The 14,903-nt window shown below is 56.6% G+C and carries 26 protein-coding genes; 12 read left to right on the top strand and 14 right to left on the bottom strand.

Annotation, left to right across the window (positions count from 1 at the left end; all coding sequences use genetic code 11):
• Nucleotides 1-7 precede the first annotated feature (7 nt).
• The 12 genes from AC2FIT_RS08050 to AC2FIT_RS07995 form a co-directional block, all read right to left on the bottom strand.
• The gene (locus tag AC2FIT_RS08050; RefSeq protein WP_496828340.1) at nucleotides 8-1,186 is read right to left on the bottom strand and encodes a tyrosine-type recombinase/integrase; all 1,179 of its coding nucleotides are present in this window, start codon (nucleotides 1,184-1,186) and stop codon (nucleotides 8-10) included.
• Between the two features lie 173 nt (nucleotides 1,187-1,359).
• Nucleotides 1,360-1,608 carry a hypothetical protein gene (locus tag AC2FIT_RS08045; RefSeq protein ID WP_496828338.1) on the bottom strand — a complete coding sequence of 83 codons (249 nt, stop codon included), beginning with the start codon at nucleotides 1,606-1,608 and terminating at the stop codon, nucleotides 1,360-1,362.
• An 11-nt stretch (nucleotides 1,609-1,619) separates the two neighbouring features.
• The gene (locus tag AC2FIT_RS08040) at nucleotides 1,620-1,907 is read right to left on the bottom strand and encodes a hypothetical protein (RefSeq protein ID WP_496828336.1); all 288 of its coding nucleotides are present in this window, start codon (nucleotides 1,905-1,907) and stop codon (nucleotides 1,620-1,622) included.
• Nucleotides 1,908-1,919: 12 nt separating this feature from the next.
• Complete coding sequence (locus AC2FIT_RS08035) at nucleotides 1,920-2,306, bottom strand: hypothetical protein (protein ID WP_496828334.1); 387 nt, start codon at nucleotides 2,304-2,306, stop codon at nucleotides 1,920-1,922.
• 9 nt (nucleotides 2,307-2,315) lie between these two features.
• Nucleotides 2,316-2,576 carry a hypothetical protein gene (locus AC2FIT_RS08030; RefSeq protein ID WP_496828332.1) on the bottom strand — a complete coding sequence of 87 codons (261 nt, stop codon included), beginning with the start codon at nucleotides 2,574-2,576 and terminating at the stop codon, nucleotides 2,316-2,318.
• Nucleotides 2,576-4,759 carry a DNA cytosine methyltransferase gene (locus tag AC2FIT_RS08025; RefSeq protein WP_496828330.1) on the bottom strand — a complete coding sequence of 728 codons (2,184 nt, stop codon included), beginning with the start codon at nucleotides 4,757-4,759 and terminating at the stop codon, nucleotides 2,576-2,578. Before AC2FIT_RS08025 ends, AC2FIT_RS08030 begins: the two co-directional genes overlap by 1 nt.
• The gene (locus AC2FIT_RS08020; RefSeq protein ID WP_496828328.1) at nucleotides 4,756-5,502 is read right to left on the bottom strand and encodes a hypothetical protein; all 747 of its coding nucleotides are present in this window, start codon (nucleotides 5,500-5,502) and stop codon (nucleotides 4,756-4,758) included. The genes AC2FIT_RS08025 and AC2FIT_RS08020 overlap by 4 nt, the downstream gene beginning before the upstream one ends.
• A 132-nt stretch (nucleotides 5,503-5,634) precedes the next feature.
• Nucleotides 5,635-6,102 (bottom strand): hypothetical protein, encoded by a 468-nt coding sequence (locus AC2FIT_RS08015; protein WP_496828326.1) that lies wholly within the window; start codon nucleotides 6,100-6,102, stop codon nucleotides 5,635-5,637.
• The gene (locus AC2FIT_RS08010) at nucleotides 6,099-6,620 is read right to left on the bottom strand and encodes a 3'-5' exonuclease (RefSeq protein WP_496828324.1); all 522 of its coding nucleotides are present in this window, start codon (nucleotides 6,618-6,620) and stop codon (nucleotides 6,099-6,101) included. The genes AC2FIT_RS08015 and AC2FIT_RS08010 overlap by 4 nt, the downstream gene beginning before the upstream one ends.
• A complete protein-coding gene (locus AC2FIT_RS08005) occupies nucleotides 6,611-6,991 on the bottom strand; it encodes a hypothetical protein (RefSeq protein WP_496828322.1) in 381 nt (126 codons plus the stop codon). The genes AC2FIT_RS08010 and AC2FIT_RS08005 overlap by 10 nt, the downstream gene beginning before the upstream one ends.
• A 96-nt stretch (nucleotides 6,992-7,087) precedes the next feature.
• The gene (locus AC2FIT_RS08000) at nucleotides 7,088-7,378 is read right to left on the bottom strand and encodes a hypothetical protein (RefSeq protein ID WP_496828320.1); all 291 of its coding nucleotides are present in this window, start codon (nucleotides 7,376-7,378) and stop codon (nucleotides 7,088-7,090) included.
• Between the two features lie 261 nt (nucleotides 7,379-7,639).
• Entirely contained in the window at nucleotides 7,640-8,167 is a 528-nt protein-coding gene (locus AC2FIT_RS07995; RefSeq protein ID WP_496828319.1) for a hypothetical protein, read from the bottom strand.
• 111 nt (nucleotides 8,168-8,278) lie between these two features.
• Between AC2FIT_RS07995 and AC2FIT_RS07990 the strand changes: the two genes are divergently transcribed.
• Together AC2FIT_RS07990 and AC2FIT_RS07985 are read left to right on the top strand one after the other, a co-directional pair.
• Nucleotides 8,279-8,635 carry a hypothetical protein gene (locus AC2FIT_RS07990; RefSeq protein WP_496828317.1) on the top strand — a complete coding sequence of 119 codons (357 nt, stop codon included), beginning with the start codon at nucleotides 8,279-8,281 and terminating at the stop codon, nucleotides 8,633-8,635.
• On the top strand, nucleotides 8,632-8,976 hold the full coding sequence (locus AC2FIT_RS07985; RefSeq protein ID WP_496828315.1) for a hypothetical protein: 345 nt from the start codon (nucleotides 8,632-8,634) through the stop codon (nucleotides 8,974-8,976). The genes AC2FIT_RS07990 and AC2FIT_RS07985 overlap by 4 nt, the downstream gene beginning before the upstream one ends.
• A gap of 23 nt (nucleotides 8,977-8,999) precedes the next feature.
• Here AC2FIT_RS07985 and AC2FIT_RS07980 read toward each other — a convergent pair whose 3' ends face one another.
• A complete protein-coding gene (locus tag AC2FIT_RS07980) occupies nucleotides 9,000-9,326 on the bottom strand; it encodes a hypothetical protein (protein ID WP_496828313.1) in 327 nt (108 codons plus the stop codon).
• Between the two features lie 51 nt (nucleotides 9,327-9,377).
• On the opposite strand from AC2FIT_RS07980, the gene AC2FIT_RS07975 reads away from it, so the two are divergent.
• Both AC2FIT_RS07975 and AC2FIT_RS07970 read left to right on the top strand, forming a co-directional pair.
• Nucleotides 9,378-9,761, top strand: coding sequence for a hypothetical protein (locus AC2FIT_RS07975; RefSeq protein WP_496828311.1), 384 nt, complete (start codon nucleotides 9,378-9,380; stop codon nucleotides 9,759-9,761).
• Nucleotides 9,758-9,925 (top strand): hypothetical protein, encoded by a 168-nt coding sequence (locus AC2FIT_RS07970; protein ID WP_496828309.1) that lies wholly within the window; start codon nucleotides 9,758-9,760, stop codon nucleotides 9,923-9,925. Before AC2FIT_RS07975 ends, AC2FIT_RS07970 begins: the two co-directional genes overlap by 4 nt.
• A 91-nt stretch (nucleotides 9,926-10,016) precedes the next feature.
• Here AC2FIT_RS07970 and AC2FIT_RS07965 read toward each other — a convergent pair whose 3' ends face one another.
• On the bottom strand, nucleotides 10,017-10,286 hold the full coding sequence (locus tag AC2FIT_RS07965; protein ID WP_496828307.1) for a BrnA antitoxin family protein: 270 nt from the start codon (nucleotides 10,284-10,286) through the stop codon (nucleotides 10,017-10,019).
• Nucleotides 10,287-10,865: 579 nt separating this feature from the next.
• On the opposite strand from AC2FIT_RS07965, the gene AC2FIT_RS07960 reads away from it, so the two are divergent.
• The 8 genes from AC2FIT_RS07960 (at nucleotide 10,866) to AC2FIT_RS07925 (ending at nucleotide 14,902) form a co-directional block, all read left to right on the top strand.
• Nucleotides 10,866-11,174: a hypothetical protein gene (locus AC2FIT_RS07960; RefSeq protein ID WP_496828305.1), complete on the top strand. Its 309-nt coding sequence runs from the start codon at nucleotides 10,866-10,868 to the stop codon at nucleotides 11,172-11,174.
• Complete coding sequence (locus AC2FIT_RS07955) at nucleotides 11,171-11,728, top strand: hypothetical protein (protein WP_496828303.1); 558 nt, start codon at nucleotides 11,171-11,173, stop codon at nucleotides 11,726-11,728. The genes AC2FIT_RS07960 and AC2FIT_RS07955 overlap by 4 nt, the downstream gene beginning before the upstream one ends.
• The gene (locus tag AC2FIT_RS07950) at nucleotides 11,725-12,261 is read left to right on the top strand and encodes a hypothetical protein (protein WP_496828301.1); all 537 of its coding nucleotides are present in this window, start codon (nucleotides 11,725-11,727) and stop codon (nucleotides 12,259-12,261) included. Before AC2FIT_RS07955 ends, AC2FIT_RS07950 begins: the two co-directional genes overlap by 4 nt.
• Nucleotides 12,262-12,335: 74 nt before the next feature.
• Nucleotides 12,336-12,560 carry a hypothetical protein gene (locus tag AC2FIT_RS07945; protein WP_496828299.1) on the top strand — a complete coding sequence of 75 codons (225 nt, stop codon included), beginning with the start codon at nucleotides 12,336-12,338 and terminating at the stop codon, nucleotides 12,558-12,560.
• Nucleotides 12,557-13,114, top strand: a complete 558-nt coding sequence (locus AC2FIT_RS07940; RefSeq protein WP_496828297.1) for a MazG-like family protein — start codon at nucleotides 12,557-12,559, stop codon at nucleotides 13,112-13,114. Before AC2FIT_RS07945 ends, AC2FIT_RS07940 begins: the two co-directional genes overlap by 4 nt.
• Nucleotides 13,115-13,482: 368 nt before the next feature.
• Nucleotides 13,483-13,758 carry a DUF2312 domain-containing protein gene (locus AC2FIT_RS07935; RefSeq protein WP_496828377.1) on the top strand — a complete coding sequence of 92 codons (276 nt, stop codon included), beginning with the start codon at nucleotides 13,483-13,485 and terminating at the stop codon, nucleotides 13,756-13,758.
• Nucleotides 13,758-14,156 (top strand): DUF1064 domain-containing protein, encoded by a 399-nt coding sequence (locus AC2FIT_RS07930; protein ID WP_496828295.1) that lies wholly within the window; start codon nucleotides 13,758-13,760, stop codon nucleotides 14,154-14,156. Before AC2FIT_RS07935 ends, AC2FIT_RS07930 begins: the two co-directional genes overlap by 1 nt.
• Entirely contained in the window at nucleotides 14,153-14,902 is a 750-nt protein-coding gene (locus AC2FIT_RS07925) for a hypothetical protein (protein ID WP_496828293.1), read from the top strand. The genes AC2FIT_RS07930 and AC2FIT_RS07925 overlap by 4 nt, the downstream gene beginning before the upstream one ends.
• Nucleotide 14,903: the final 1 nt, after the last annotated feature.

The following is a 14,903-nucleotide window of genomic DNA, read 5'->3' as shown; positions in this document are numbered from 1 at the left end:
CATCAGATCAGCCCCGCCCACGAAATGGCCCACGTTTCAGGACCTTGACAGGGTTGTTTAGCGCTTCGACTGCTGATTCCTGACAGAATGGCGAGTGGTGCCAGTACACGCGTTCAATGGTGTCTGTGGACGTCGAAAAGAAGCTGGCCGCGTCTTCCATCGTTGCACCGTTCTGCATCGCCCATGTGATGGCGGTGTGTTTCAAGATGTGCGGTGTCAGGTGTTTACGAGGGGGCATGTCGATGCCTTGCGCCTCTGCCATTTCAAGGGCAAGCTCGGCCATACGGTCCCAGCCTTTGCGTAGGTTGGCAACGCGGTTACCCTTGTAGTCTTCGCAGACGAATTTCGCGCCGTTCTTTTTCCAGAGGCGAACGAACATCAACAGCCGATCGGGGCAACGCGCTGGCCGCCGGCGTTTCGCTGTCGCGCGCTCTTGTGTGCCTTTGCGGTAGATCAGACCGCGTGTGGTGTCGACCCAGCCGGAATCGGTTCGCGGCATGTCGATGCCCAGAGCAAGCGCAGCGGTGCGCCTGGTGCCGGTATAAACGGCAGTCAGAATGAACCGGATCAATTGTTGTTTGCCGTCGACATTCAGTCTGCGGGCGGCCCAAAGCAAAATGGCTACCTGTTGTCGCGTCAGCCAACGTTCTTCGGTTTCTGGCTTATCTGGCAGCTTTACCGTGGGAACCTCGATCAAATAGCCTTCGGCAGCGCAATACCGCAGGGCGGCGCGCAGCGTGCCAAGATCACGGCGAACGGTGGCGACAGAAGCGGGCCCGCCGAATTCCAGCGGCTTGTTCGTCTCGGGATCGCGTTTCAGGATGATTTTGCGGTTCTTCGCGTAGAGGCGGCAGGTTTCGCCCTTGATATCCGAGACAACCAGGTCGCCCCAGAAATCCTCTAACGCATCGATGGAATAAGATATCCGGTCGGGATCAGCCACATCGACCGCGTGTTCGTCGGCATAGATTGCCAGGACATGACTTATGCGGAATTCGTCTGCTTTAGTTGGACCACTTGGGCGGAACTTTCCTGCGATGTATTCCGCGAGCGCTGTCTCAGCTTCTTCGCGGCTGCCCGTCCCGGTCGAGCGTTCGAAACCGCCGACGTCTTTAATGACCCAGACCGGGGCGCGGTCTTTTCGTTTCCGCTCGATGAGGCGAGCGCCTTTTTCCCTACGCGGCATTTTTCGTACAAATCCTCTATTTCGTCTTCACGAATTTTCTTGGTCCGACCGCATTGAATCACCAGTCCGTGTTCAGTGGCAATAGAAACCAACGTGGCCTTGGCAAAGCCGCTGACATTGGCGAGTTTATCAAATGTCCAAAGCTCAACAGGCATCAGAAAGGTTCCTTATTGTCAGACTTCGTGAATGAGGCTGGTGCCGTCGGTCGCGTGTTCGGTGTACATGCCGTTGTGCGCGTCCGCGATTTGCATCGCTTCGCGGTTCGGTACGTTGTTTGCGATGATCATGTCAGCGCCGGGGCAGATCACATTCGAAAATGAAGGGTCCATGTCCGCTGGTCGGTGCGCTTCCCAAGGGTAGACGCTCGGGCATGGGGTGTCAGGGTCGGGGTGGAAGCGCATCAGCGGTCTCATCATGTCCATTGCCGGTCCTTTTAGTCGAGTTGATCTGTCATGCCTTTGTCGTAGGCGATGGCTCCCCAAAACTTGCCGCTCCATTCGTTGAACTCTGGCGAGTGATCATGGAGCAACCCGAAATAAGTTGGCGCGTCCTCGTCATCGCGGGGGCACTCATATTCTCCGCATGGCAGCTGCATTGGTCGGCACTTCTGGCTGGCCTCTTTGACTGTCGCAGCGCCGCATCGTGGGCAGGGTGATCTTGACCATTTCTTTTCCGGCACCGGGTTTTCTGCGTGCCATTGTTCCCAATTCAGTCGGCCCATTAGGTTGGTCCTTTAAGTTGACGTATTTGCGATATCGTTGAGTTCGGCTGTTCTCGCTTCGAGTACAGCGCGGCGCTTGACGGTGTTTTCGTCTTCCCATCGGCCGACTTGCACATCATCACGGTCGTCGCGAATGTCTCGGTTCCGACAGCGGTAATACGTGCTATCCCCTTCGAACCTAACGCCAGATACTTCGGTGTGTCGGTAACAACCGGTATCATCCCAATCCAGTTCACCTTCCGGTTCAACGGGATAGAGGGGGTTGTTCTGGTGGATGCCGCCAGACCCAATGAGATTGTGGTTCAACCAATCATCCAGCTCTTCAAAGGTGACTGTTTTCGGCACCGCGACTTTTAGGCTGACTTCGATCACGCGGCCTTTTGGTATCAACTGGCTCATGCGGTGTTCCTATGCTGCTTTAGGTTTCGGACTAGGTGCCTTCGCGCCGGTCAATCTCATGCCCAGTTTTGTTGCGTCCTTGTAAACGACGTTGGTCGAACACCCGATGCGCTGGGCAATTTGGGTTGCGGTGAGGTTCATGTTGATCAGCTTCGCCACCTTCTTGCGGCGTAGGTCGAGTTCATTCCCGGGAATGCCACTGTCATCGTCGGATTCACGCGGCATACAGCGTATCAGGTGTTCGCCCCGCCAGTCTTGATCATCGAGCATCAGGAAATCCCCCTGTTCTGTGATGTTGCAGCTTGTTGAGCGGGTTTGACGCTCAGGTGATCACAGTTCGCCTCGACCAGTGCGGTCGCTACGTCAGGGCAGACGGAATTGCCGCAGCACGAGACCTGCACGTATTTGGGAAAGCTGTTGAACAGCCACTCGCCGTCCTGTTCCTGCCAGACGCCTTCAATCACGTAGTCGGAGGGGAAACCCTGCGCGTTGAACAATTCGCGCGGCGTCAGCATCCGCATACCAATATCGACAACCACGAAGGTCTGACCGTCGATTTCCAGCGTGACGAACTCGCCGCCGTCCCATTCGCCATGGTCGCGCAGCAGATCCGCGACAGCGCGGGCGCGATCCTCATGCTCTGGGCCGAACTCGGGCGCGGCCAACTCTGCCTGCATGTGCCCGAAACGGTCTTTCACTGTGACCGTGTGACAGGGCTCATCCACCCGCGCGCAGTTGTCGGCTGTGCCGTAGTATTTGGCGAACCACGGGGCAACCACGGTTTGGTGTGATCCGGTCATGGTCAGTGTCGAGATTGGCGCATCTACGGGCCTGCCCGGGTTGAACCCGTTCTTGGCTTTGTTGTGCTGAGCCAGAAACGCAGCTGCGGGCGCGTGCTTGACACCACCAGCGACAACCGTGCCGAGAGGCGCGAACGGATCGAGTGAACGCGGCGCTTGCCCCTCACGTTCCCCGTACCCGGTTTGCACCAGCAGGGGCGAGATAATCGCGTTCTGATCCTTCTTGCTGGCCGTGATGGTGTGCGCCGGCACTTCACAACTGCGATTGCTGCCGCCCTGTTGCGCATAAGTGAGGATAGGCGAGAACAGCGCATGAGAGATACCGCCAGACGTGACCGTGCCGTGCGGTTCTGTCAGCGGGTATTCCCGGCGCCCACCACTGTCACCATGGGCCACGCTCAGGAGGGCCGGGGTAATCACCGCTGAATGCAGGCCACCGGCCAGCACGGTTGGATGTGGTACACCAGCGGCGCTATCCCGACGCGCAGAACCCTTGAGGCTCATCAGGTAGGGCGCGACCTCGCACAGACGGGCACCGCCTGCAGTGATCGTGTGTGTGGGCTCATCAGCGCCGTTATAGGGCTTCTGCGCGTTCCGCATGGTCATAAGGTGCGGCGCGATCAAACCAAGCGGAGCCGCGCCACCTGGCTTCTTCACCCAGCTATTCGCGGTCACAGTGGGCATGGGTTCATGCATGGCGACACCGGTTGCACCGCTGTTGAACCGCGTGATTGAAGGCGCAATCACCGCCTTTTCACCACGGTTGGCCCCGGTGATGGTCTTGAGCGGATCGGCTACATCTTCGACCCGGCCACCGTGCGTCAGGTTGACGACAAAGGGGCGGTTGGCGTTCAGCACATAGCGGCCCATGCCGCGCGCGATCCGGGCCAGCGTGTTTCCGGTCAAAGGGCGTTTGGGCGCGTTGCACTGGTTATCCTTGCCGTGCTGCACGGCCTCTTCTTTGGTCAGGAAGATCGAAGGGCAGGGGATTGACCAGTCAATGCACTCCGCAGCCGTGCGCCATGGCAGCAGCTTGCCCTTTTTAACCGCGGCTGATTTCGGATCGCCGTGTGTCGGCTTGGGGATCACGATCGGACGCCCGTCGCGGCGCGCGACCATGAAGAACCGCTTGCGGATCGTCGGCGCGCCGTAGTCACAGCCGCGCAGCGCGGTCCATTTCAGCTTGTAGCCCGCCTTTTTCAGCCGCTTGACCCACAATTCAAAGGTCATACCCGCGAACTCTTTCACAGGTCGGCCATCTTCACCCACTGGCCCCCATGTCTGGAACTCTTCAACGTTCTCCATCAGGATCACGTCAGGTTTCACCTTCTCGGCCCAATCCACGATCACCCACGCCAGATCCCGGATATTGCGGTCCTTGAGCGCCTTACCAGAGGCCCGAGAGAAGTGTTTGCAGTCAGGCGAGGCCCAAAGCAGCCCGACCTTGCGGCCCTTGGCTATTTCCAGCGGGTCCACATCCCAGATGTTGCTATCCAAGTGCAGCGTGTCAGGGTGGTTTGCCTCGTGCAGCGCCAGCGCAGATGTGGAATGGTTGATTGCAACGTCAGGGCTGCGGCCCAAGGCCATTTCAATGCCTGTACTGGCACCGCCGCCGCCCGCAAAGCTGTCTACGATCATAGGAAGGTCGGTCATGCGGCTTCTCCCATGCGGTCGATGTTCTGCTTGAGGACTTCGAAAGAGTAGGCTGCGACCCATGGGTTAGCGTCCCAGCCAAAGCTACGTTTGGCGTTGAGGCTGTTCCACAAGTGGGCAAATGCGCTGACAGGTGAGCCGTGCATCCCCGCACCCTCGTAGGTGTAATCGCACTCCATGTGGGCGTAATTGGTGCCGCGCATAGCGTGATCTTTGTAAATCCCCTCCGCAATCGCATCAGGCTTGGACAAGTCCCGCAATCGCTGCACACGAACGTCAGTCACGACCAACGTCATGCGCGAGGCCCAGCGGGGCATGTGGATAGAGGGCCGTTTTTTAAGGTGCGGCTTCGCCCACTCATCCGAAAGGTTGCACTGTTCCTGAATCTTGCGAATGCCCCATTCGTGGTTTTGGATATCTTTCTCATCGACCTCATAGACGACGCATTCGGTCTCGCCGTCGTCTGTCAGGCGATGGGCTTCACGCACCCAGAGGCGATCACCGCGCCGGATTTTGATCAACCTGCGCTCCGCAAGGATGCGGGAGGCCAATTCACGCTCTGTATCTGCGTAGATCGTCGGCCCGTGCTTTGTGACCAAGCAGGTATAATCGCCCCGCCACCGCCCGGGTCTGTTAGGATCAAAGTCGGGCTGCTGCTTCAAAATCCGCCGGGTCTGCGTTTTGCGCCCGTCGAGCAAGGCCCGCACCATGGGGCCAGAGAATAGGATGGGGTGGTCGGTCATTTCGAACTCTTCAAAGGTGGGTAGACGGTCACAAACCCGTCGTCTTCAATCTCATGCGCTGGGCGGTCGCCGTTGCCCTTATCGCGCTCTGGGTGGGTTTGAGCGGGCAGGGGCTGGGTATCGTCAGTGGCATCAGGGGATTGCATGGCTTATGGCCTCGTATTGATCGCGGTTCAGACGCACTTGTTCGGCGTTCTGGTCTTCGACCTCGATAATGCCGGTGCTGAACTGCCGGCCGCGCACGATGCCGGTTTCGGGGTGATGGGTGGCTGAGCGTTTGAACCGGACCTCTGCGCCTAATTGGGGTGGCCCCGGGGGCTGGGTGTTGGCGCGCTCAATCTCATCGGCCTGCAGGATGTTGTACGCCGCGATGAGCCAGTTCTTGGGCAGCTCGTCGACGTTTTCAGCCATTGCGTAGACGCCGAACAGTTCCACCGATTTGATCAGCGGGTTGTAGTCACCGTTTGCGCTGGGCAAATCCCAGCGCCCGCCGCTGTGCATGACCAGGTATCGCAGCACGGTCAGCTTGCGCGCTGGTACGGTTTGTTCCAGTTGCTCAACAGCAACGAGGATCCGCTTGATATCCAGACGCTCGATCATGCTGCCACCCCTTCTTGCGCCCAGATTGCGACCAGGTGCTTGGCCTGAGAAATCGCGTCATCAAGGGCGTTGTGGTGGGTGCCTTGCCGTTCCATTTTCACGGCGGAAAAGGCTTTTACTGTGCGATAACACCGATCCAGCCAAAACGGCCAAGGTGCCTCTTGACCAATTCGCAGATAGCTTTGGGTTAGGATGGCGTTGTCGAAACTTGCCCCATTGCCCCAAACACCATCGACATGACCGCATTCAAACCAGAAACGAAAGTCTTCTAGTGCTTCTGCAAGGTTGCCCGTGGCTGTGGTGATCTGCTGTCTGGCAGCGTCGGATTGATTGAGCCACCAAATCACGGTGTCTGCATCAATCGATGCACCGCTGTCCTGTGCGGATTTTAGACCAATAGTTCTGTAGAATGTCCCGCCAACATCCACCCCATGTTTATCGAAACGACAGGCGCCGATTGCGACGATTGGGGCATTTGGACCGGTTCCCATGGTCTCAAGATCAAGCATTACGTGCATGTGTGGGCCCCTTCCAAAGCGGCGGGGCGTGCCATTTCAATCGCCTGTTCAATTGTTGGGTGCCGTTCCCCAACCCCACCTTCGCGAGAGTGGCGTTTCCAGAGGCTAAACCCAACCATGCGCGGACCGCTGGGGAGCAGTTCAACCCGGATCATTTGATCATGCGCTAAGATGACCAAGCGTGTAAGGCGATTAAAGTCCCACGTTGCCCAGCCGCTCGAACGGTCGTGAATTTTGATGCCTCGACCGCACGGTTTGAATGTGCCCAAAACATGGTGAAATCCGCCCACAACAGAAGCGAACATCTGGGCGCATTCCCATTGATCATCAGACATCCAATCGGCGCGATAGTATTCGGCATCATCAAACATAGTAGCTTCCTTACAAAGAAAGGGGCCGGGGCAGATTTGGGAGGAGAGCCCCGGCCAGTTGGCCGCACACCACAGGGAGGAATGCGACGAGGTAAATCAGGCGATCGCGTCGGGGCAGATCAAAGGGGTGGGGCCGTCATAGCCGCGCTGGGCGGCACACGCGCGGATCTTGTCGCGCACACGCTTTTCATTCGCGGCCTGTTCGATCGTGGCGCGGTCGATCCGGTCTACGTGCACACCCAAACGTTCAAGGCGCTGGTCACTGACGGGCTGGCCACGCAGCGACTTGAGTTTGCACCAGGCAGCGACAGCCAAAGCAGTGTGATTTGCCTTCTTGGGATCGGAAAGTGTCTTAGCGAGCGTTTGGAATTGTTGGTGCGAATTCATGGCGAGCCTCCGTTTTCTGCTTCCGGATATAGCTCATAAAAAATGAAATCACAATGATGAAAACTCAAAAAATATGAGTTTCCTTTTTGAGACGAATCACGCAAAGGTAGAAACGCGTTGAAATCCCGGCAAAGCAGACCGGGACTCAAGGCGATAAGCTTGTAGAAATACGGAAGGATAGAGCCGTGCAAATAGCGCTATTTAAGTTGGCGTCTTGGGCGCGTCGGCATATTGGGTTGAACCTAAATTGGGTTTTCGACCCTATCGGCTCGCTACGTCTTGCAGTGCGGAAAACAGTTTTTCCTGAACATCAGAGGGAAGCTGTTGAAAGTCTCCATGAATGATAAAATTAAAGTCGATCCTGTGTTCTCTGTATAAATACAGCATGACTTTACGTGCCGGATAACTCAGCCCGGCTTCCGAGTTCAGGTATGATGTCAGGCTAACATTCGCACCCTTGCAAAATTCTGTTTTAGACAGGCCGGTTGCAATTCTTGCAGCCGCTAGTCGGTATGCGCACGCTTCCTTTGATGCGTCCCCAAGGCGTGTCATGGCGATCTTCCCTGTAAAATCCATTTGTTGTCCCTCTTGGAATTGAGGGCAAATTGCACTGTAGGTCAAAAAAAATGAACTTTCAATAAAATGAATTCTGGACCTCATAAAAAATGAGTATATACCTGTCACCATGTTGAGTGTGACAGAAATTACCGATGCCGTTGGCATCCGCGCCTTTGCCAAGGCGCTGCGCGTAAAGTCGTCTGCAGTTTCGAATATGAGACGGGCGAACATTATTCCCGCAAAAAAGTACACGATCGTTTGTGACCTGTGCCGGAAGAGCGGTTTGCCCACTCCTTCGCAGTCCCTGTTTTCGTTCGACCGTCCTACGGAAAGGGCTGCCTAATGTCATTTTCCAAGTTTCCTCGCGTGATTTCATCTGGCGTCAAGTTTCTGCTGAATGGGCGCGAAAAGTCTTTCGTAGTGAACAGGGTTGAAGCACGTGATTTGGCGCGTGGACGTTTTGCCCACGCGTTGCGCACGGCATTCCCCGGAGCATCTGACAATGAGGTTGCCCGATTGGCTGCGCCAGTGCTGGGGCGATCCGAGCGGCAAATCCAAAATTGGCTGTCAGAGGCAAGCAGCCCGGTCATCGAGGATGTTTATACCGTCTGCGCAATTCTGGGTGTGTGGAAAACCATGGAAATCCTGACTTCCGATCGGACCCGCAACGATATTCTTGGACAGATCGGGCAGCGATGACAGGTTTGGGGCAGGAATTCAGCGCATTGTTGCACAGTGACTTGTCATGCGCCGGGGCCGAGGCCGTTTCGGGCATGGTGACATGGTGGGCAACGGTTAGCCTGGCGCATTTCGGCATCGGTATCGCGGTAAGCTCTATCGTGCTTTTTCGCGGCCTGTCGCATATGTGGCTGTGGATCGGCATCGCAGGAATTCTTGTGAAAGAAGTTGCGGGCGACATTCCCAACAGCGGTTTTCAGGCCATCGTGATCCTAGACAGCCTGTGGGACATTACCTGTTACCTGATCGGCTTCTTCGTGCTGTGGGGTCTAATGATGTCCGACAAGGGGGGCAGCAAATGAACGCTGCACCCCCCTCAATAGCTTCACTTGCGCGGTCTGGTCAGCAAGGTTGCCAGGCCCAGAATAATGTCGCCGATCACCCAGATCACCAGAATAAAGCCGGTTCCAAGGGTGCCGCCGATGGCCGCGCCTGCCTGATAGGCTTCGTTAGTGGTCGAGTTAATGGCCTCGCCGATCTGGTTGAAGTAGGAAACCAGCCACACGATCATCAAGATGTTGAAGATGATCAGCAGCCATTTGAAGACTTTACCGAAGAAGCCACGCTTGGGTTTTCTAAGGGGATGTCCACAGGTCGGACAGTCAAATGCCTTGGCAGAAACGTTGCTGTTGCAGCTGGGGCAGGTGGTCATTGTTGCACTCATATTTTTGCCTCAGCCGTTCAGTTCGCGCCAGGATTGGACTTGCAGGTCAGCACAGCCTTTCTGCATGAAAAAATCGCCGGGCCATTCGGTCTTACATTTTTGCAGAATGCCACTGCCAACATTGTCAGGCAGACCATTGACCGAACCGGGCAGTCCGTTCCAGCTTTCGCGCTGAAGGTCTATACATCCTTTCTGCATAAAAAAGTCGCCGGGCCATTGAGCCTCGCAGGACGACTTGACGGTATTTGCGTCAAAAGAGAACGCGCTGGTTGGAAGCGCGACGATCGTCGCGACTATGGTTTTTCGTATGAAAACTTTCATCTGATATGCCTGTTTTATAACGATTATCTCGCGCAGGTTGCGTCGGCAAAGCGAGATTCGCAACACAGGAACTATCACCAATTTGAGAGGCAGGCCGCATGAGCGCCCCGGATCGCTACAAGATCCTTGAGTGTTCGGCCAAGGTGTCCCGTTGGCTGCAATTGTCTTTGATCGTTTTCGTGACCGTTGGCTTAGTTCTTGATCTGTCGGTCGAGCCTATCGCCCAGGCACAGCAGACTGCGCGAACCGGGACGGGCGAAGAATGAGAAGGGCGTCTAATATTCGCCCTAGCGCGCCACGCGGCCTGACTGGCGACAACCATCGTCCTAGTGGGTTGGTTTCATCGTCGAACTTGGCCTACAGGCCCAAATCCCGGCGCAACAGTTTGTTCACGCGCGGACTGATTTTTCCGCCCTTGTCTTTGAACGCCTGTAGTGCGGCGTACACGTCCGGATCCAGCATCACATTCACCCGCTGTTTCTTGTCCCTATCGGCCAGCGCTGGGCGACCGCGTCGCGCTGTCTTGGCGAAGCTGTCGTCAAGCGGTGGGTTGTCCGGGTCGGCCTTGGCTGCGTCAGTGATTGCCGCGTCTTCTTCTGCGCTGGGCATGATGACTTTCTTCTTCATGTCGTCATCCTCGTTCGTTCGTCATGAATTAAATATGCACACGTTTAATCGTGATGAATATAAAAATACACACTTTTATTGCAGCCAGTTTCGCCGGGGAGAACTTCCGCTGAACATCACGGGACAGCGGACCCGAAAGGGCCTTAAACAAGGTCGCGCTGCACGTCAGGCCCGGCACCCGAGAGCGAGGGATTTCATCCTGACAAGCGCGACTACCGGGGCACAGGCGGGTGCCAGAGGCAGAGCGGGGCAACGACCCTGTATCTGTCGCCGCCAACCATTTCCAAGAGCAGAAAACGAGGCAGGGCACATGAGCAACGCCAGACGTATCTTGATTTCACACCGAGACAGGCATAGGTTTCCCCCGTGGCGGCAAAAAACCGTCACCGGGAATGCAAGCCCGACTGTCTTACGGCGCTCTGATCGCCGCACCAATTGGTTGCGGCTTTCCTATGTCTGGGCGCAATGGGAGCCGTTCGCGGCTGCCGGTTCCGTAAGGCCGGTCTTGCAAACCCGTTGTTGCCCAGGCACCCGATTGCAAGCGGGCCCTGGGTTCATTCGAACTTACGGAGGCCGCGCATGACCGCGAACAATTCCCTTTTGCCTATTGATCACCACGCCTTGGCGGCGATGGATATGACCAATCTGTACGTGCTGATGCGCGGGCTGCGCGAGATCGCGGACACTGCGCCGCTCGACAGCGCCGCTGAATTTGCCTGGCGCTGTGCCGTACAGATCGAAACCGAAATCAAAAACCGCGCGCCTGAAGGCGAGAACGACGCCGCTATCAAGCTGCTGGCGGCCTTCGACTGTGTATCCGAGTGGTCCGACATCGATACACGGTCCGTGAAGCGTTGCGCGCGCAACGCTTTGGGGGTGGCAGCATGAGCGATAGAAACACAATATCTAGACGGTCGCAATACGCGACCGTCCCTAATGCGGCCCTTCGTGACGAGCGTCTTTCTCTGGAAGCACGGGGGTTCTTAGCCCTCATCATGTCTATGTCTGAGGGCTGGGTGTTCCGCCGGAAAAACCTAATGGAAACAGCGGGAATCGGGCGCGACAAGTATCAGCGCATCGTAAAGGAACTCGAAGCCGCTGGCTACCTGCGTATTGTCAATGTGCAGGCAGATGATGGTCGCTTCACTGGCCGGGAATGGCAAATCTACGACGAACCCGTGAAAACGGAAGAAACACAAGATGTTGATGCCGAGGGCCTGAAAACCCGTTCCCCGGTCACCGGGGGCCTGAAAAACCGGCGGCCGGTTTTAACCGACGGCGGTGAAACCCGGCCCCTTAAGAAAACCAACTTAAATAAAAATACCAATAGTAAGACCCCCCAACCCCCCAAGGGGGGGCGGGAGCGACGGGTTTTAAATTCTCAATTTGATGCAGCAGACAGAGTTCGGGCGATGTACCGGGCAGAGGGGTACGACGTATGACTTTCGAAGAGCGTAAGAAGATCGCAACTGAACGCGTTTTGGAATTCATGGCTGGTTACTCAGCACCGCGCGGCCTCGACGATGCTGCCTTGAAAGGTCACGTCGACGGGATCGCCATCGCCTTTGCCGCGAAGCTGCCGATTTCGTCCAGCGCTGAATTCCAAGAAAAGGTTGCCGAAACGTTCCAGCGGGTCCGCGACAATCACAAAACTTATGCTTGGCCGGTTCAGGCGGAATTCGTTGAGGCTTTGCCTGCCTCCACAGCAGGCAGAGGCTCTGCACCGCAGCCGTTTTCATTGGGCGATGAGCGCGCCAAGTCCATCGCAAAGGCCATGGAACGCGGTGACCGCGTTTCGGAAAAGGTGATTTGGGATGGAACCGCCCAGCGTTTAGTCAACGGTGGCGAAATCAGCGCGGAAACACTGAAACGCTACCAGCGCGGTTCCGTTGAAACCCACCGCGCCGCATATCGCGACGAAGCGCTTTCCGTAATGCAAAGGCAGTACGGCGACGCTGTGGGTGCGTTCTTTTGAGATGTGGGGAAGCTGCTGTGATGTCGCCGCACGCTGATCCAGCCACCCACGGACACCGCTTTGGCCAAGTCACCGTGACGGTCGATCTTGCTGCCGGTGATTGTGTCGTCATCGCGCCAGGCAAGGGGCCGGTCAACACGGTGCCGCGCAAGATGCGTCTGCACAGTCTCGATGAAATCTGGGGGGCCTATCAGGTCCAGGTTGGTTTGGCCGCAACCAACCCCGTGGCGCGCGACATCGCCAACGCCCTGAAATTCGCCGGCAAACAACTCAAATCTCAACAGGAGGTTCGTTCATGAAAATAGATTTCGAATCTCTGCGCGCGGCGAATATCCAGCGCCAGACAGAATGGTCGGGTAACGAAACACTGGATACCGAGTTTCGCGCGCTTGAGCTCGCTAATGAGGTGGGCGAGGTCGCAGGCGCGGTCAAAAAGCTGATACGTGCCCAGCGCGGGGTCAACGGATCGGTCGCGGCCATTGCTGATGTAGCCGATGAAATCGGCGACGCGGTTATCTCAATGGATCTTCTGTCGATCGACACAGGCGTCGAAATGCCCGTTGGTAAGTTTGAAAAGGCAGGCTGCGAGACAAACCCGATCCGCATGGCTCTGACGCTTGATGTGGCGGTGGGATCAATATCGGAAGCCGCCTTGTTGCTGACCCACGTACCCGAAAACAGCGAAGCCGCATTGTTTGCCCAGTCGGACCTGCGGGATTCCTTCAAGCGGTCCATGGGCTGCATTCTTAGCATCGCCGACGCGCTGGGCATCGACGTGAACCGAGCCATCGCCGAGAAGTTCAACAAGACATCAGCCAAGTACGGTCTGTTTACCATCATGGAGGCCGCGTGATGCTGGATGTAAGTGCATGGGTTAACTCGGGCGCCCAAGGCGCTTCTGCCAAGTCCATCGCCGCACATTTGGCAGGCCATGGTAAGCAGAACGGTGACTATCCGCTTGACGGTGACGATTTTGGGCGCTGCGAACGGTTACTCGAAATGGTTCCGGAACTGATCCCCGAGTTGCACCGGATGGCGGGGGTCAACGCCTATTGGGCCGCGCTGGTCCTAAAGTGGGATGAAATCCGCAAGGCGAAAGACCGAACCGCGTTGATCAAGGAAATCGTTGGTCCGATCCAGAAGGCGGACCCAGGTCATTTCCAGTTCAGCGATTTCGCTCACGTGAGAACCGGGCCAATCGACTTCAAGGGCAAAACCCCGATGAAAGAGACCGAAGCCGATAAGGCCGTGACAGACGCCGCCTATCGCGTGACCGCAGCAGAACTGCGCCGGTTCGTAGAACGGATCGAGCGCTTAGAGGCCGAGAAAAAGGATATTACCGAGCAAATCAAAGAGGTGTTGGCCGAGAGTAAATCACGTGGCTACGACGTGAAAGCGCTGCGCAGCATCATCGCCCTGCGCAAGCGGGACAAAGACGACGTTGCTGAACAAGAAGCGGTCATCGAAATGTACAAAGAAGCGTTGGGCATGACCTGATGGAACGTATGACCGCCCAACAGCTTCGCGCCTTGCAAGGTGCAGATACCCCGAAAGAGGACAAACGCCGGGTGCGCAACGCCCAGCGCACGACGATTGACGGCATCACTTTCGACAGCAAGGCCGAAGCTGACCGGTGGTGTGAATTGGAGCTGCTACAGCGGGCCGGGAAAATCTCGGGTCTGCGACGACAGGTCAAAATCGGCCTTGAGGGGCGCGATGGCCCGATCATGACCGACACCGGAAAGCGGCAACGCACTTGGACCGCTGATTTCGTGTACGTCGATCACGCGCTGGGCGTGCAGGTCATCGAAGACCGCAAGGGGCATGCCACCGACGTGTTCAATCTGAAAAAGGCAATCTTAGCCGCGCAGGGCATAGAGGTGTTGGTGACATGAAGGGGCAAAACACATCGTCAGCCGTGATGCAGCAACGGCAAGAAGCCAGGGACGCTCTGGATGATTTCGCTACGCCACCTTGGGCCACGCGCGCCCTGTGTGAGTGGTTGTCTAAGCGCTACAATCTTGCCCTGTTTACAGTTCGTGAGCCCTGCGCAAACCGAGGGTACATGGTGCAACCGTTAAAGGAATATTTTGAGTGGGTCACAGCATCAGACGTTCATGACTATGGCGAGGGCTTTTTAGTCGATGACTACCTTTTTGGCGATGATCCGGACCCTAGAAATTTCACAATAATGAACCCGCCATTTCGGCTTGCACAGCAGTTCTTGGCACGCGCGGCGGCAACTTCTTCGCATGGTGTGTGTGCCTTGGTTCGAACATCCTTTCTTGAGGGCGCTGGGCGATATGGAGCGATATTTCGATCGGACCCACCGACCCATGTGCTGCAGTTTTCTGAACGCGTTGTCATGCACAAGGGCGCTCCGCCAGACCCAAACATTCCTGTTCCCGTTTGGGACAAAAAGAAAAACAAGTGGGTCATGCGCAAACCCAGCACAGCGACCAGCTATTGTTGGTTGGTTTGGGACTTTGGCTCGCAAGCGGCCCAAGGATTTGACCGTTCAACAGCTTTCGAGTGGATAGCACCCTGCCGCAAGGATCTGGAACGACCGGGCGACTACGCCCCAAGGGGAAACGATGGCGGGCAAACCGCCAGAGGAACGGAAAAGCTCCGCAGGGGATAAT

The sequence above is a fragment of the Ruegeria sp. YTSA135 genome, from assembly GCF_059610165.1.
This window is presented reverse-complemented; position numbering and strand designations above follow the sequence as displayed.

What these genes read in the sequence shown, in the direction of transcription:
- AC2FIT_RS07925 (WP_496828293.1), top strand. Translation starts at nt 14,153, where the DNA reads ATGAAGGGGCAAAACACATCGTCAGCCGTGATGCAGCAACGGCAAGAA.
- AC2FIT_RS07985 (WP_496828315.1), top strand. Translation starts at nt 8,632, where the DNA reads ATGACAGGTTTGGGGCAGGAATTCAGCGCATTGTTGCACAGTGACTTG.
- AC2FIT_RS08000 (WP_496828320.1), bottom strand. Translation starts at nt 7,378, where the DNA reads ATGAATTCGCACCAACAATTCCAAACGCTCGCTAAGACACTTTCCGAT.
- AC2FIT_RS08050 (WP_496828340.1), bottom strand. Translation starts at nt 1,186, where the DNA reads ATGCCGCGTAGGGAAAAAGGCGCTCGCCTCATCGAGCGGAAACGAAAA.
- AC2FIT_RS07990 (WP_496828317.1), top strand. Translation starts at nt 8,279, where the DNA reads ATGTCATTTTCCAAGTTTCCTCGCGTGATTTCATCTGGCGTCAAGTTT.
- AC2FIT_RS07960 (WP_496828305.1), top strand. Translation starts at nt 10,866, where the DNA reads ATGACCGCGAACAATTCCCTTTTGCCTATTGATCACCACGCCTTGGCG.
- AC2FIT_RS07955 (WP_496828303.1), top strand. Translation starts at nt 11,171, where the DNA reads ATGAGCGATAGAAACACAATATCTAGACGGTCGCAATACGCGACCGTC.
- AC2FIT_RS08045 (WP_496828338.1), bottom strand. Translation starts at nt 1,608, where the DNA reads ATGGACATGATGAGACCGCTGATGCGCTTCCACCCCGACCCTGACACC.
- AC2FIT_RS07940 (WP_496828297.1), top strand. Translation starts at nt 12,557, where the DNA reads ATGAAAATAGATTTCGAATCTCTGCGCGCGGCGAATATCCAGCGCCAG.
- AC2FIT_RS08040 (WP_496828336.1), bottom strand. Translation starts at nt 1,907, where the DNA reads ATGGGCCGACTGAATTGGGAACAATGGCACGCAGAAAACCCGGTGCCG.
- AC2FIT_RS08035 (WP_496828334.1), bottom strand. Translation starts at nt 2,306, where the DNA reads ATGAGCCAGTTGATACCAAAAGGCCGCGTGATCGAAGTCAGCCTAAAA.
- AC2FIT_RS08015 (WP_496828326.1), bottom strand. Translation starts at nt 6,102, where the DNA reads ATGATCGAGCGTCTGGATATCAAGCGGATCCTCGTTGCTGTTGAGCAA.
- AC2FIT_RS07965 (WP_496828307.1), bottom strand. Translation starts at nt 10,286, where the DNA reads ATGAAGAAGAAAGTCATCATGCCCAGCGCAGAAGAAGACGCGGCAATC.
- AC2FIT_RS07970 (WP_496828309.1), top strand. Translation starts at nt 9,758, where the DNA reads ATGAGCGCCCCGGATCGCTACAAGATCCTTGAGTGTTCGGCCAAGGTG.
- AC2FIT_RS08020 (WP_496828328.1), bottom strand. Translation starts at nt 5,502, where the DNA reads ATGACCGACCACCCCATCCTATTCTCTGGCCCCATGGTGCGGGCCTTG.
- AC2FIT_RS07950 (WP_496828301.1), top strand. Translation starts at nt 11,725, where the DNA reads ATGACTTTCGAAGAGCGTAAGAAGATCGCAACTGAACGCGTTTTGGAA.
- AC2FIT_RS07980 (WP_496828313.1), bottom strand. Translation starts at nt 9,326, where the DNA reads ATGACCACCTGCCCCAGCTGCAACAGCAACGTTTCTGCCAAGGCATTT.
- AC2FIT_RS07935 (WP_496828377.1), top strand. Translation starts at nt 13,483, where the DNA reads ATGAAAGAGACCGAAGCCGATAAGGCCGTGACAGACGCCGCCTATCGC.
- AC2FIT_RS08010 (WP_496828324.1), bottom strand. Translation starts at nt 6,620, where the DNA reads ATGCACGTAATGCTTGATCTTGAGACCATGGGAACCGGTCCAAATGCC.
- AC2FIT_RS08005 (WP_496828322.1), bottom strand. Translation starts at nt 6,991, where the DNA reads ATGTTTGATGATGCCGAATACTATCGCGCCGATTGGATGTCTGATGAT.
- AC2FIT_RS08030 (WP_496828332.1), bottom strand. Translation starts at nt 2,576, where the DNA reads ATGCTCGATGATCAAGACTGGCGGGGCGAACACCTGATACGCTGTATG.
- AC2FIT_RS07930 (WP_496828295.1), top strand. Translation starts at nt 13,758, where the DNA reads ATGGAACGTATGACCGCCCAACAGCTTCGCGCCTTGCAAGGTGCAGAT.
- AC2FIT_RS08025 (WP_496828330.1), bottom strand. Translation starts at nt 4,759, where the DNA reads ATGACCGACCTTCCTATGATCGTAGACAGCTTTGCGGGCGGCGGCGGT.
- AC2FIT_RS07995 (WP_496828319.1), bottom strand. Translation starts at nt 8,167, where the DNA reads ATGTTCGCCCGTCTCATATTCGAAACTGCAGACGACTTTACGCGCAGC.